This is a genomic window from Burkholderia sp. AU38729 (assembly GCF_020419725.1).
In the GTDB taxonomy this organism is placed as follows: domain Bacteria; phylum Pseudomonadota; class Gammaproteobacteria; order Burkholderiales; family Burkholderiaceae; genus Burkholderia.
In genome coordinates, this window is the sequence record NZ_JAIZQO010000001.1 from 718,428 (window position 1) to 731,617 (window position 13,190).

The 13,190-nt window shown below is 68.3% G+C and carries 12 protein-coding genes and 1 pseudogene; 6 read left to right on the forward strand and 7 right to left on the reverse strand.

Annotation, left to right across the window (positions count from 1 at the left end):
• Positions 1-45 precede the first annotated feature (45 nt).
• From LGM56_RS03170 to LGM56_RS03190, 5 genes are all read right to left on the reverse strand, one after another.
• Complete coding sequence (locus LGM56_RS03170) at positions 46-753, reverse strand: MgtC/SapB family protein (RefSeq protein WP_011354660.1); 708 nt, start codon at positions 751-753, stop codon at positions 46-48.
• 305 nt (positions 754-1,058) lie between these two features.
• The gene (locus LGM56_RS03175) at positions 1,059-2,603 is read right to left on the reverse strand and encodes a TolC family protein (protein WP_089496630.1); all 1,545 of its coding nucleotides are present in this window, start codon (positions 2,601-2,603) and stop codon (positions 1,059-1,061) included.
• The gene (locus tag LGM56_RS03180; protein ID WP_226202774.1) at positions 2,590-4,686 is read right to left on the reverse strand and encodes an FUSC family protein; all 2,097 of its coding nucleotides are present in this window, start codon (positions 4,684-4,686) and stop codon (positions 2,590-2,592) included. The genes LGM56_RS03175 and LGM56_RS03180 overlap by 14 nt, the downstream gene beginning before the upstream one ends.
• Positions 4,667-5,716, reverse strand: coding sequence for a multidrug transporter subunit MdtN (mdtN, locus tag LGM56_RS03185; RefSeq protein WP_089496632.1), 1,050 nt, complete (start codon positions 5,714-5,716; stop codon positions 4,667-4,669). Before mdtN ends, LGM56_RS03180 begins: the two co-directional genes overlap by 20 nt.
• Positions 5,713-6,006 (reverse strand): hypothetical protein, encoded by a 294-nt coding sequence (locus tag LGM56_RS03190; RefSeq protein WP_089496633.1) that lies wholly within the window; start codon positions 6,004-6,006, stop codon positions 5,713-5,715. The genes mdtN and LGM56_RS03190 overlap by 4 nt, the downstream gene beginning before the upstream one ends.
• 849 nt (positions 6,007-6,855) lie before the next feature.
• On the opposite strand from LGM56_RS03190, the gene LGM56_RS03195 reads away from it, so the two are divergent.
• The gene (locus tag LGM56_RS03195) at positions 6,856-8,004 is read left to right on the forward strand and encodes a metallophosphoesterase (protein ID WP_089496634.1); all 1,149 of its coding nucleotides are present in this window, start codon (positions 6,856-6,858) and stop codon (positions 8,002-8,004) included.
• A 73-nt stretch (positions 8,005-8,077) separates the two neighbouring features.
• On the opposite strand, the pseudogene LGM56_RS03200 reads toward LGM56_RS03195, so the two are convergent.
• A pseudogene (locus LGM56_RS03200) lies at positions 8,078-8,269 on the reverse strand (nitroreductase family protein); the annotation flags it as partial.
• Positions 8,270-8,367: 98 nt separating this feature from the next.
• On the opposite strand from LGM56_RS03200, the gene LGM56_RS03205 reads away from it, so the two are divergent.
• The 5 genes from LGM56_RS03205 (at position 8,368) to LGM56_RS03225 (ending at position 11,870) form a co-directional block, all read left to right on the forward strand.
• Positions 8,368-8,973, forward strand: a complete 606-nt coding sequence (locus LGM56_RS03205; RefSeq protein WP_226202776.1) for an alpha-ketoglutarate-dependent dioxygenase AlkB family protein — start codon at positions 8,368-8,370, stop codon at positions 8,971-8,973.
• Between the two features lie 338 nt (positions 8,974-9,311).
• Positions 9,312-9,518 (forward strand): hypothetical protein, encoded by a 207-nt coding sequence (locus LGM56_RS03210; protein ID WP_089429068.1) that lies wholly within the window; start codon positions 9,312-9,314, stop codon positions 9,516-9,518.
• A gap of 308 nt (positions 9,519-9,826) precedes the next feature.
• A complete protein-coding gene (locus LGM56_RS03215; RefSeq protein WP_226202778.1) occupies positions 9,827-10,117 on the forward strand; it encodes a hypothetical protein in 291 nt (96 codons plus the stop codon).
• Positions 10,118-10,161: 44 nt separating this feature from the next.
• A complete protein-coding gene (gene tecA / locus LGM56_RS03220) occupies positions 10,162-10,698 on the forward strand; it encodes a type 6 secretion system effector deamidase TecA (RefSeq protein ID WP_226202780.1) in 537 nt (178 codons plus the stop codon).
• A 278-nt stretch (positions 10,699-10,976) separates the two neighbouring features.
• Positions 10,977-11,870, forward strand: coding sequence for an IclR family transcriptional regulator (locus LGM56_RS03225; RefSeq protein WP_226202782.1), 894 nt, complete (start codon positions 10,977-10,979; stop codon positions 11,868-11,870).
• Positions 11,871-11,974: 104 nt separating this feature from the next.
• Here LGM56_RS03225 and LGM56_RS03230 read toward each other — a convergent pair whose 3' ends face one another.
• Positions 11,975-13,054: a porin gene (locus LGM56_RS03230; RefSeq protein WP_226202784.1), complete on the reverse strand. Its 1,080-nt coding sequence runs from the start codon at positions 13,052-13,054 to the stop codon at positions 11,975-11,977.
• Positions 13,055-13,190: the final 136 nt, after the last annotated feature.

Consider the following 13,190-nt stretch of genomic DNA (forward strand, 5'->3'; position numbering starts at 1 on the left):
AGGGCGTGAAGGCGGCAGCGCAATATGCAGCTGCCGCCAGGCCGCTCACTCCATCATCGGCTCCGCTTCCTTCGCGGTCCAGCTCACGCTGGAAATGCTCTTCTCCATGCTCATCCGGCTCGCGATCTGCTCGAGCTTTTGCTGATCCTTTGGATGCAGCTTCAGTGTCGCGGTGACCTTCAGCCGGTCCGGCTGGTCGGGCACGTCCTCGCTCGTGAGGCTCTGGAACGACAGCGGCTTCGCATACATCGAGTTCGACAGCAGCGTGCGGATGTGCACTTCGTCGGAGGCCAGGCAGATCACGGTGATCTGGTATTCGCGCACGAGATCGGCGTTCGATACCGGCGTCGCGTTGATCGCCTGGCTGACGCTGCGCAACAGCGTATTGGTAAGCAGCACGACGCCGGTGCCGGCGAGCGCCGGCACGTAATGACCGGAACCGGACAGCACGCCGACGGCGGCCGAGCACCACAGCGTCGCGGCGGTGTTGATGCCCTGGATCGAGCCCTTGTCGCGCATGATCACGCCGCCGCCGAGGAAGCCGACGCCCGACACGACGTAGGCGGCGATCTGCGTGACGCCCGCGACACCGTTGCCGGTCAGCACGCCGAGCGTGACGAACAGGCACGCGCCGCTCGCGACGAGCGTGATCGTGCGCAGGCCGGCCGTGCGCTGGCGCATCTGGCGCTCGATGCCGATGGCGACGCCGCAGGCGAACGCGGTGAAAAGACGGAGTGCGAAATCGAAAGTCATGGTTGTCCTGCCGTGCAAGGAGCGCGTGCCGTTTCGCGTCGCGGCGGCGCAAGGCCGAGGGCGACACGAAGATAGCCGTCATCGCGCGGTACTGTACCGCGCGAATGCGTCATTCAGTGTGAAACGGGTGGCGTGCGGCTCGCGGAACGCGAGCCGGGCAGGAGAACTGCGTCGGACAGGCGTTCAGGCGGCAAGCGGCGCACGCAACGGAGTGCTGCAACTGTCCACGATGGTTCCTGAAGGAAGAATGGGCGGCATTCTAGTAGGCGGCGAGCGCATGCGTCAACCGCCTCGCGGCGGCTGCGCTACTGCGCCGAGCCGATCGTTCCCGTCGCAAGTGCGAGCGCGGCAGCGGCCGACAGTGCACCGGCATAGCTGTCGACCTCCGCGTTGCGGGCGGCGAGCAACTGGCTTTGCGCGATCGTCGCATCGGTGACCGAACCGACGCCGTTCCGGTACGCGGTCAGCGCCGCGTCGTAACTCGTCTGCGCGGCATCGACGAGCGCCTGCGCGGCGTCGTGCGACGCCAGGCTCGTCTGTACCGCGTTCTGCGCGGCGACCACCTGGCGGACCGCTTCCTCCTTGGTCCGCGTGAGGCGCGCGGAGGCGCTTTCCGCGTCGTTGCGCGCCTGCATCAGTACCGCCGAGCGCAGGCCGCCGTCGTACAGCGGAATCGTCACGCCGAGGAACACGCCGCCGCCGTAGCGGCTGCCGTTCAGATTGACGGTCGGCGCCTGGTCGCCGATCGCGGGCAGCGCGGAGATGGACGTGCCGCCGCTCGCGTACGACGTCGACGCGGACAGGAAAATCTTCGGCATGAACGCGGCTTCCGCGGCCTTGATCTTCGCGCGATTGGCCTTTTCGAGCGCGAACGCGCCCTGCAGGTCGGGGCGGCGCGCGATCGCATCCGACACGATCGCGTCGACCGACGAGCCGAGCGAGGGCGGCAGCGGCCGCTTCGGCAGCGTGGCGACAGTCGGCTTCGACAGCGGCGAGATGCCGAGCGCGGAGACGAGGGCGAGGTAGCCGTCGCTCTCCGTGCCGTTCGCCTGCACGAGCGCGAGGTTGGCCTGTGCGCGGTTCTGCGTCGCCTGTGCGAGTTCGACGACCGTGCCGACGCCGTGCTTGAGCCGCGCGCGGGACGCCGCGAGGATCGCGTCCGCGTTCGCGAGGCCCTGCTGGGCGCTGAGCGCGCGCGAGCGTGCGGCTTCGTAGCGGTAGTACGCGACGGTCACGTCGTGGATCACCTGCTGGTGAACGGCCGTAAACGCGACGTTCGACGCGATCGACGCCTGTTCGGCCGCTTCGACGCGCGCCGCGCGGCCGCCGAAATCGAACAGCAGCCATTGCAGCGACAGCGCCGAGATGGTGCCGTGCACGGTGGAGTTGCTCGACGAGTCGCCGAGGAACGACGACGTCGACCCGTGGTTTGCCTGGTATCCGCCCATGGCAGTCGCGGACAGCTTCGGCAGGTAGGCGGTCTTGGCCAGCCCGACCGCGAGCGCGGCGTTGCGCGCGTCGTTCCATGCGATACGGGTCAACGGGTTCGCCGATTCGGCGAGATCGATCAGCTCGGGCAGCGTGTACGCGTGCGCGGCATCGAGCGCGGCCGGCGGCGAAACGGACGCGAGCGCCGGCGACGCGGGCAGCGTGTAGTCGTGCGAACCTTGCGCGGACGCGCGCGGCGGGCCCGGCACGATGTCGCCTGCGGCCGACGTTTGCGGCTGCCATGGGCGGTCGGACGCCTCCGGCGCCAGATCGATCGACGACGTCGCGCAGCCGGCCAGCGCGACGGCGGTCGCGAGGGCGGCGGCGGCGATCGAGGCGGCCGGCGGTTCAGGTAGGCGCATGGGGAACAGGCTCCTTCGGTGTGGCTTGACGGGCGGCATCGGCGATGTGCGCGAGCCGCGTGTCGATCAGGTTCAGCAGCGCGTCGCGTGCGGGGTCGGTGGGGGCTGCGCGCGGCGGGGTGGCCGGCGGCGCGAAGGGTTCTCGATGGGGCGCGGCGGCGTCGTCGCGCGGTTCGGTCACGCGGGCGAGCTGCGCGCCGATCGCCGCGTCGCCGGGCTTGCGTTCGGCGAGCAGGAACAGCGGCCCTTCGAGCGCGCCGAGTTCCGCGAGCGCACGGCGTCGGCTGGCGAGCCACGACGCGGCCGGCCGTACCCACGACGGTTCGTAGTGGACGAGCCCGAGCGCCTGCGTGATCGCGCCGTGGCGGGCGAACGCCTCAGCCGCGAGCGCGCGCCGCTCGGCCGGCTGTGCGACCTGCACGAGGCGCCGCCACTGGTCGATCAGCGCGGCGAGCCCGGCGTCGATCTGCTTGCCGATGCTGACGGGCCAGATGCGCGTGAACACGAGATACACGACGACGTTGCCGAGCAGGATGCCGATCGTGCGATCGCGCGCGATCGTCAGGTCGAAGCCGGGGCCGGCGCCCTGGATCACGCACAGGAAAAACGCGAACGCGATCTGGAAGCCGGCATAGGCGATGCGCGGCGAGCCGAACGCGACCCACGCGGCGAGCCACCCGCCGGCGAACACCAGCGCCATCAGGTGGCCGACCGACGATAGCGACGGCACGACGAAGACGAGTGCCGCCGTGCCGAGCAGCGCGCCGACGATGCAGCCGAAGATCCGCAGCGTGAGCTTCTCGACCGTCTCGGCCGTCGAGCCGAGCGACACGATGTAGCAGGTGACGACGCAGGTATGGATGCCCGACCAGTCGAGCTGTGAATACAGCAGGTAGCAGAAGATCGCCGCGGCCGTCGTCTTCAGCGCGTAGCGGATATGGTCGGGATTGGTGCGCGCGTCGGGCAGGAAGAAGCCGCCGCGCGGGGTGGGGGGCGGAGCGGATTCGGGGGCATCGGGGGCAGTTGCCGAAGCCGACGAAGCCGACGAAGCCGACGAAGCCGACGAAGCCGACGAAGCCGACGAAGCCGACGAAGCGACGTCGGTCGTCGCAGCCGGTTCCGCGAAATGCGTGATCGCCGCCTGGAGATCCGTCGCAGCAACCCGCGCGAGCGGCGGCAGCGTGTCGGTCGGCGGTAGCGCGAGCGTCACGTCGACCGGGTAGCCACCCTGGTCGAGGATGTCGGCCATCTCGTCGAGCGTCGCGGCAATCGGGATGGCAAATGCGTCGGGCAGCCGTGCATCCGGTTCGCGATCGGCCAGCGCGACGCCGACGAGCAGCGCGGTGCTGGAAGCCACGGCCTGCCGCAACGCCGCGAAGTCGGCGGCGGACGACGAGCCCTCGAGTTTCGACAGCTTGAGCCACGTGAGCAGCTGCTTGTCGCCTTCGTGCAGGCTGGCATTGAATGCGTCGCGCGCGGCATCGTCACCGCGCAGCCGCTGCGCGGCGAGCCGCAAGCGCTTCGCGAGTTGCGCGTGCGCGAGCTTGCGCGGCGACGGCGCGATCAGCAGGTTGACGACGATCGCGACCCCGACCGGAATCGCGATCGTCAGCCAGATGTACAGCAGCGCGCGCGTGGCAGCTTCGCCGAACGGCGCGAGGCCGAGCTGGTCGAGCCCGAAGCCGACGATCATCGCGAGGATCGCGCCAACCGGGCGCAGCTTGCTGGCCGACGTCAGATAGAGGAGGCCGACCGACAGCACGGCCATGCACGCGACCCGCAGGATCGAATAGTCGATGCTGAAGATCGCGATGCCGAGCACGAGCCCGATCACGATCGTGACGATCACCAGCAGCGCGGTCGCGAGCACGACGCTCGTCACGCGGTCGGCCCGGATCATGAAGAACACGACGTACGCGGACAGCGCGGCTTCGGGCGTGCCGTAGGCGGCCGTCACGAGCGCGGTCAGCGCGCAGATCAGCGCGACCCGCACGGCAATCGACGTGCGCCCCGGAAACGGCGCGAGCAGTCGCAGGACTTCGCGCGGGCCCGGCGCACGAACCTCAGCGGCAGGCAGTGCCATGCCGGACCTCGACGATGGCGCTGGCGCCGACACGCACGAGCTTGCCGTCGGGTTCGTCGAGCTTCACGCGCACCGGGAAGCGCTGCGCGACGTGCACCCAGTTCACCGAGTTCTGCACGATCGGCAGCGTGCGCGGCAGGTTGATGCGGGCGCTGTCGGCAATGCCTGCGCCGACGCCGACGACCTTGCCGGTCAGCGGGCGGCTGCGGTCGATCATCGAATAGACGGTCGCGCAGTCGCCGACCTCGATGCGGCTCAGCGACGTCTCGCGGAAGTTGCCGACGGCGAACCATTCGCTCGCGTCGATCAGCGTGAAGATCGACTGGTTCGGCGCAAGGGTTTCGCCGGCGAGCACGCTCAGGCCCGTGACGAGACCATCGTGCGGCGCACGCACGACGGTGTCTTCGAGCGCATGCTGCGCGCGGGCGAGCGCGGCCTCGCGCGCATGCAGCGTCGCGATCGCGTCGGCTTCGTCGCCGATCGTCTGTGAGGACGCGCGCTGCTGTTCCTGTGCCTGCGTGAGCGACACGGCCGCGTCGCGCTGGCGGACCTTCGCCTGGTCGAACTGCTGCGCGCTGACGTAGCCCTGCGCGGCGAGCGGCGCGAGCCGGTTCACGTCGCGCGTGGCAAGGTCGTTGTTCTGGGTCGCGCGCTTGACCTGCTCGGCGGCCACGGCCGCGTTCGAGCGCTCGCCGATCAGCGAACGGCGGCGCGTGTCGAGCGATGCGCGCGCGAGTTCGAGGTCGGCCTGCGCCTGCGCAACCGTCAGCCGGTACGGCACGGGATCGATGACGTACAGCAGGTCGCCTTTCGCGACGCGCTGGTTTTCATGTACCGCGAGCTGCACGATGCGGCCGCCGACCGGCGACGCGACGTGTACGACGTCCGCGTCGATCGACGCATCGTCGGTGGACGGGTACGCCGTCGTGCGGTGGTACGCATACACGAGTGCCGCGATGCCGAGCGCGACGATCGCCAGGGCGATCACGCGGCCTTTGACGGAGGGGCGGGCGATACCGGCGGCCTTCATGCGAACGGCCCCGTGCCGGTGAGCCACACGATCACCGCGACCACGAGCCCGATCGCGGTGCAGACGGCCAGCTGGTAGGGCACCGTCGCGGCCCAGCCGGTCGCGACGAATATGCGGTGCGCGACGATCGCGCCGATGACGCCGACGATCGCGCTGACGAGCCAAAGCGGGAAATACGCGCCGAACAGGACGTACGACGGTGCACCGCGCGATGCGCAGCCCGCGAGCGGCAGGGCTGGCGCCAGGACGGCGGCGACGCGCAAGGGCGCGCGCGGCGTTGTTTTTCTCATGGTGTGACGAGCTCGACGTTGGGGGTGGATGCCGGGCGCGGCGCAATGCGAATCGTCGCCGCGACGACGATTCCGGGATATGGGGCCGATAATAAATCAGCGCGATGCGGACCGCCAGCTACCCGCCCTGTACATCGTGCGGGGGAGCGAGCCGGTCACGGGACGCGTCGACACGTCCGGCATCGCGTTTCGGCGACCGAAACCGGACCGTCGCGATTCTGCCAGCGCACGCTCGCGTAGGGTTGCTAACGGACTGTAAAGAATCGTCAGACGAACGAAGGGCGGCCGATTTGTCGTGTCGACAGCGCGGAATCGGGACGGAAAAGGCCGATTGCCGTTCGAACGCAGGGGAATAGGGTCGATCCGGCGGATGGAGGGCAATGTTGACGAGTGGGTCGACCGGATTGCGTGTGAAGCGCGGCAGCGTGTCGTGATCGACGCCACGGATTTGCGGCGGGCGTTCGGCCTGAGCTGTCTGCTCGTTTGCTCGTGTGCTCGCCCGCGAGAGCGGCAACGCGCAGTGCCTTCGGGCAAGACGCGGAAGTTCGCATCGATCATCCGGCCGTCGTTCTCGAAGTGGCTGACCGGGATGGGCAAGTGCAGCGTGCGCTGCATGTCGGTAACGACGGGCTTCGGGAAAGCGTCAACGTCGCTCGCGTCGGGCGGGCCGATGAAGTCGCGGTCGACCGGTGCGCCGCGCGGCGTCGAAGCCCGGCCGGCGACCGGTCGTCACAGCCGCGATCTGTGTACCATCGTACGTATGGCGCGACGCGCGGCACGGAGCCTCACGGCCTCGTGCGACACGCAACGCGGAAGCGGTATCGGTATCGCAACGAAGGTGAGTGTTCCATGCGAAGTTTCTTTGTCCGGTTCATTGCAATCGGCATGCTGTTCCATCTGTACGTCGGGATTCGGATCATTCCCGATGCATTCACGTCGCCGGTCGCGCGCACGATCGCGGCGCTCGTGCTGGCAAGCTTCGTCGTGCTGATCCCGGTCGGCATGTTCTCGCGCCGCTTCGACGAAGGTTGGGCCGCGACGCTGGCCGGCTGGGCCGGCTCGCTCGTGATGGGCTTCTTCTCGTCGCTGCTCCTGCTGACGTTCCTTCGCGAATTCGTGCTGCTCGGCGTGTCCGGATGGCGGCATCTCGGGCACGACGGTGCGTGGCCCGGCGCGGCGACTGACACGGCGATCGGCGTGCTGGCCGGTGCGGTGTTCGTCACCGTGATCGGGTTCGTCGGTGCACGCCGCACGGCGGCGGTCAAGCGTGTGTCGATCCCGGTCGCGGGGTTGCCGGCCGGGCTCGACGGCCTGACGATCGTGCAGCTGTCCGACATCCACGTCGGGCCGACGATCAAGCGGCCCTACGTCGAACGGATCGTGCGCGCGGTCAACGCGCTCGATGCCGACCTCGTCGTCGTGACGGGCGACGTGGTCGACGGCTCGGTCAAGCGCCTGCGCGACCACACGGCGCCGCTCGGCCGCATGCAGTCGCGGCACGGCAGCTTCCTGGTGACGGGCAACCACGAGTATTACGCGGGCGCGCATGCGTGGATCGACGAGTTCCGGCGCATCGGGCTGACGGTGCTGCTCAACGAGCATGTGCTCATCGAACATGACGGTGCGCACGCGGTGCTCGCGGGCGTCACCGATTTCACGGCGGGCGGGTTCGATCCCGCTCATCGCAGCGATCCCGTGCAGGCGCTGGCGGGTGCACCGCATGACGTCGGTACGAAGATCCTGCTCGCGCATCAGCCGCGCAGCGCGGAAGCAGCGAACCGCGCCGGCTTTACCTTGCAGTTGTCGGGGCATACGCACGGCGGCCAGTTTCTGCCATGGCCGCCGTTCGTGCGGCTGCAGCAGCCGGTGATCGGCGGGCTGAGCCGCATCGGCAATCTGTGGCTCTACACGAGCCGCGGCACCGGATACTGGGGGCCGCCGAACCGTTTCGGCGTGCCGTCCGAGATCACGCTGATCCGGCTGACGCGCGGCGGGTAGGGCACGTTTCCCCGTTTGGAAACAGGCCGGCGCAAGCCCGACATCTACGGGCGCCGGCCCTGGCCCGCGGCCGTCACTCGATGCCGGCAATATCGTCGAAATCGAAGCACGGGCTGCGCGGGAACGGGCCGCCCGGATCGCCGTAGGCCAGATTCGCGAGGAAGTTGCGTTTGATCGCCGTGCCCGCGAAGAACGCGGCATCGATCTTCGCGCCGTCGAAGCCGGACATCGGGCCTGCGTCGACGCCGAGTGCGAGCGCGGCCACCTTGCATCCGCGAATGACAGCGCATGGCTGTGCGCGACGCCGTTGGCTAGTATGCAGGCATGCCCCGTTCGCTCCGTTCATCGCCCGTTTCTCCCGACATGTCGACACCCGATTTCTTCGCTGATACGCCCGCACCCGACGTGGACTGGTACCCGGACTGGCTGGCGCCGTCCGATGCCGATCGCGCGCTGGTCGCGTTGATCGGGGAAGTCGCGTGGCAGCAGGACACGATCCGCACGCCGCGCGGGCGCATTCCGTTGCCGCGGCTGACCGCATGGCAGGGCGAACCGGATGCCGTCTACGTGTATTCGGGGATCCGCAACGTGCCGGCGCCATGGACGCCGGCCGTGCTCGACCTGAAGCGCGCGGTCGAGGCGACGTGCGGCGCGCACTTCAACAGCGTGCTGCTCAACCGCTACCGCAACGGGCAGGACAGCCTCGGCTGGCATGCGGACAACGAGCCCGAGCTGGGCGATGCGCCGGTGATCGCATCGGTGAGCCTCGGGGCGATGCGCGTGTTCGACCTTCGCCATCGCAAGATCGGTGTCACGCATGCGTATCGCCTCGGACATGGCAGCCTGCTCGTGATGCGAGGCCGCACACAGGCCGAATGGCAGCATCGCGTGCCGAAGGCGCCGGGCGTGCAGGGCGAGCGCGTGAACCTGACGTTTCGGCGCGTGATGCCGGTAGGTACGGGCCGGTAACCCCGCCCATCGCCGACGTGCCTGGATCGCCGGGCAATTCGCGCCCCGTTTTGCAATTCATGGGCGATCGATGCAGGCAAGCGGTCGCGTGTGCGGCACGTTGCCGCACGACTGCTGAGCCATGCGCGCTGAAACGCCGCTGAGGCCCGTGCCATATGGGGTTTCAGGAAATTTGATCGACCGCCCGGTTCCGATAGATGAGTGAAACCTCTGATGGTGCGTCGCAACAATCCTTGACTAGACTGTCGAATGGCAAAAGCGCGTCGCACCCGGCGCGATCCTTTCGACATGCCCCAAGCGTTGCCGATGCGGTGCGCAAGGGGGCAGGAGCAAAACGCGTGACCGTATTCGACCCTTCCTTCGAACCCTCGCTGCACGTCTTCGAACAAGACGGCGGATGGCAATGGGCGCTGACGGTGAAGCGGGCGACCGGCGTTGGCGTGAAAGTCGTTGCGTTCAGCCGGGACGGCTTTCGCGGCGAAGCCGAGGCCTACGCCGCCGGCCAGCTTGCCCGCGCCGCGTATGACGCCGCCGTGACAGCCTGACGCCGTCGCGTCGATCCCGCCGCCCGAGGATCGTCTTCATCGCATGCCGCCCGCCGCCGGGTGGTTCTTCCCGATCGTTTCCAGTTTTCCGTCGCCTGTCGCGCTTCGCGCGATGGCGCGTGCGGCGCACTTGCGCGCTCGTCCGCCTGGGCTCGCCGTGCCAAATGGTCCGTACCATTCGACACGTGTGTGCCATACGTCGCGCTTAACGTCCCTGCAAGGCATCCGTCGCGCCGGCGATGCGGCTCTTCGCGCCGTGATTCTAATACCGGACGCCGGACGCCGACCCATCGACAAGAGTGCAGGCCATGTGCGACGACAGAACCGACTACAACCGCCATGCGCGCGGCGGCTCGCGCACGGCGCGGGCGCCGGAACGGGGATTCACGCTGATCGCGCTGGCGATCGTCGCCGTGGCGCTGGGCGCCGTGATGCGAGCGATCGCGCAGGACGTGCGCGCGCTGTCGGATCTCGGGTGCGATCGTCGGCGAGCGCCGCCGCCCGACATGCTGCAGCCGCTGCGCGTGCGCCTGCGGCTCGCGCCGAATCCCGATGCGGCGGCCGCCGCCGCGCCGGCTTCGGCGGCGCGCATGCCGTGACGTCCGAGCGCGTGCCCGGACGTGGTTCGATATCGTAATAACATATGACGTTATTGCGTTGGCGGGACGATGACGTCCTGCTTCTTCACCAGGAGCCACCCATGCAACTCTCCCAGCTAGGCGGGCATGTCGCCCAGTCCGGTTTCGCCGAACGGCAGAAGCACGCCCAGGCGCTGATGTTCGGCATGGCCGACATCAACGAGTATGTTTCCGGCGGCGTCTGCTACGACGCCGCGGCTTATGTCCGGTACCTGCTGCGCAGCGATGCGATGATCGCGCCCGGCGCGCTGCTCGACACGATCGGCCAGCACTGGCGAACCCGTTTCAACTTCGAGACCGGCGGTGAATGGGACGGGCGTGCGAGCATTCCGGCGGGAACCGCAGTCGGCTTCTCGCGCGGCGGCACGGTCTTTCATGCGGCGATCGCCGTCGGCGGCAGCCGCATCCGGGCGATCAACGGCGGCCGCCTGGGCAGCGGATGGATGTATGCGGTCGACCTGGCGCGTGTGCTCGAGCCGGATGCGGCCGGCGGCTTCACATACGATCGAGCAAACATCCGGGTTCACCTGTCGCGCCTGTAGGCCGTCCGGTCTTGCCTGCCACACCGGCCGCCACGCGTCGGCCGCTCGCCACTCACGCGGCTGCCTTCCCGCGCTGCCGGCCACTCCGGCATGGCGTGGCGCGGTCCATCGCTGCTATCCTCTCGACCGTGATTGACTCGCCACGGCGTCGCGATCCGCATGCTGCGGTGCGGCGATGCGCGCGGGTGTGAACCCCGTGCGCGCTGAGGTAGCATGACTGAATATCCACGACGATCCGTGACCTGTTACGTGACTGATTTCCTACCGTCCATGTCCACATGGTCAAGACAACGATGAGCGACGCACCTGAAACCGCGGCGCCCGGCGACGACGAATCGTCCGGCGGCGCGTCGTCCTATCTGGTGCCGGGGCTCGAACGCGGGCTGCGGATCCTCGCCGAATTCTCCGCGCGCGAGCCGGTGCTCGGCGCGCCCGAGCTGTCGAAGCGCATCGGCATTCCGCGCACGACCACGTTCCGCCTGCTGCAGACGCTCGAAGCGCTCGGTTTCCTCGAGCGCGTGAACGGCGACCGCTATTTCCGGCTCGGCGTCGGCGTGCTGCGGCTCGGCTTCGAATACCTGAATTCGCTCGAACTGACCGATCTCGGCACGCCCGTGCTCGAACGGCTGCGCGACGCGACCAGCCTGTCGACGCATCTGCTGATCCGCGACCAGCGTGACGTCGTGTTCGTCGCGAAGGCGCAGAGCAACACGTCGATGTTCGGTTCGGTGAAAGTGCACGTCGGCACGCGCCTGCCCGCGCATGCGACCGTGCACGGCCACGTGCTGATGGGCGACCTGACGCGCGACGCACTGCGCCAGCTGTATCCGGAAAAGCGGCTCGAGCAGTTCACCGAGCGCACGCCGGGCACGGTCGACGAACTGTACGAACGCGTGCGCCATTACGCGCGGCTCGGCTACGCGGTGAGCGAGGCGGCGTTCGAGAGCGGCATTTCGGCCGTGACCGCACCCGTACGCGATCATTCGGGCTCGATCGTCGCGGCGATCACCGCGACCGTGCCGCGCTCGGAAATCGGCGAGGCGCGCGAGAAGGAGCGGCTCGTCGAAGCCGTGTGCGGCGCGGCGGTCGACCTGTCACAGCGGCTGAACTATCGTCCGCTCGAAAGCGATCCGACCTTCGCGCACGCGCGCCACAAGGTCGCGATGTTCTGAGTGCGCCGATGCGCGGCCGGCGGTCGTGCAAATGCCATGTGCGAACGACAAAAGCGGCCCGCGGGCCGCTTTTGTCGTTTCAGGCGACGCACGCCCGACATCGTTCAGAACGAGTGGTGGATCCCGGTGAGCACGATCACCTGGTTTGCCGTGCTCGATACACCCGCCGTGAAGAACGCGGCCTTCGCACCGCCAGAACCGTGCTCGTACAACACGTTCGCATAAAGCTGCGTGCGCTTCGACAGCGCATAGATGTCGCCGAGCTCGACCTGCGTCCAGCGGCGGCCGGCCAGCGTCGTGGTCGCCGCGCCGCCCGCGATCGTGTTGAACGCGCTGCTGCGGTAGTTCATCCCCGCGTCGTAGCTCTGGAACGTGTCCGAAAAGCCGTTCGACTGCATCTTCGTGCGCGTGTACAGGCCGTGCACGAGGAAGTCGCCGAACTGGTAGGACGCGCCCGCCCCGATGTTCTCGACCTTGCTCGCGGTGTAGCCGTTCGCGGTGTTCTGCCCCTGGAACGACGTGATGCCGGTCGTGCTGATCAGGATCGCGCGGTCGTGCTCGTTCGAGTACACGGCCGACGCCTTGAACGGCCCGTTCGCATAGTTCAGCGCGACGCCGACCGACTTGCCGGTCGAGAAGTTCGTCGTGTTGCCGAGCGCCATCGTCGCCGCGGCCGAGAAGCCCGTGAAGGTCGGTGAGCGGTACTTGACCGAGTTGTTGTACGGCACGTTGCCGGTCGCGGCGAGCCCGTCGATGTTGCCGGGGTGGAACGCGTACCAGCTCATCGCGAGGTAGGCCGTGCTGAGCGGATCGAGATAATCGAACGACAGCGGCGTCTGGCGGCCGAGCGTCAGCGTGCCGTAGCGTTCCGAGCCGAGGCCGACGAAGGCCGCGCGGTTCCAGATCGTGTTCGCGGTCGCGAACTGGCCGTTGTTCGTATAGAAGCCGTTTTCGAGCTGGAAGATCGCCGACAGGCCGTCGCCGAGGTCTTCCTTGCCTTTCAGGCCCCACCGATCGGGCTGCGTATTGCCCTGGATCATCGCCCACTTCGCATGGCCGCCGACGTTGTTCACGTACGCGACACCCGCATCCATGCTGCCGTACAGCGTCACGCTGCTCTGCGCCCACGCGCCCGACACGGCGCCCACTCCGATCACTGCTGCTGCTACCGCATGCTTGACCATTTGATCTCCTGAATCTCCAACCTGATGAATACGTGCCGTGGCGGCATGCGCGGGAACGGCCGGCCGTCGCGCGTTTTCGCCATCGGGTGGGCATTCGTATGTTCCATATAAGGAACAATGTGCCTCTGATGGAATG

Coding starts and splice junctions, on each gene's coding strand:
- LGM56_RS03170 (WP_011354660.1), bottom strand. CDS start 753: ATGACTTTCGATTTCGCACTCCGTCTTTTCACCGCGTTCGCCTGCGGC.
- LGM56_RS03175 (WP_089496630.1), bottom strand. CDS start 2,603: ATGCGCCTACCTGAACCGCCGGCCGCCTCGATCGCCGCCGCCGCCCTC.
- LGM56_RS03180 (WP_226202774.1), bottom strand. CDS start 4,686: ATGGCACTGCCTGCCGCTGAGGTTCGTGCGCCGGGCCCGCGCGAAGTC.
- mdtN (WP_089496632.1), bottom strand. CDS start 5,716: ATGAAGGCCGCCGGTATCGCCCGCCCCTCCGTCAAAGGCCGCGTGATC.
- LGM56_RS03190 (WP_089496633.1), bottom strand. CDS start 6,006: ATGAGAAAAACAACGCCGCGCGCGCCCTTGCGCGTCGCCGCCGTCCTG.
- LGM56_RS03195 (WP_089496634.1), top strand. CDS start 6,856: ATGCGAAGTTTCTTTGTCCGGTTCATTGCAATCGGCATGCTGTTCCAT.
- LGM56_RS03205 (WP_226202776.1), top strand. CDS start 8,368: ATGTCGACACCCGATTTCTTCGCTGATACGCCCGCACCCGACGTGGAC.
- LGM56_RS03215 (WP_226202778.1), top strand. CDS start 9,827: ATGTGCGACGACAGAACCGACTACAACCGCCATGCGCGCGGCGGCTCG.
- tecA (WP_226202780.1), top strand. CDS start 10,162: ATGACGTTATTGCGTTGGCGGGACGATGACGTCCTGCTTCTTCACCAG.
- LGM56_RS03225 (WP_226202782.1), top strand. CDS start 10,977: ATGGTCAAGACAACGATGAGCGACGCACCTGAAACCGCGGCGCCCGGC.
- LGM56_RS03230 (WP_226202784.1), bottom strand. CDS start 13,054: ATGGTCAAGCATGCGGTAGCAGCAGCAGTGATCGGAGTGGGCGCCGTG.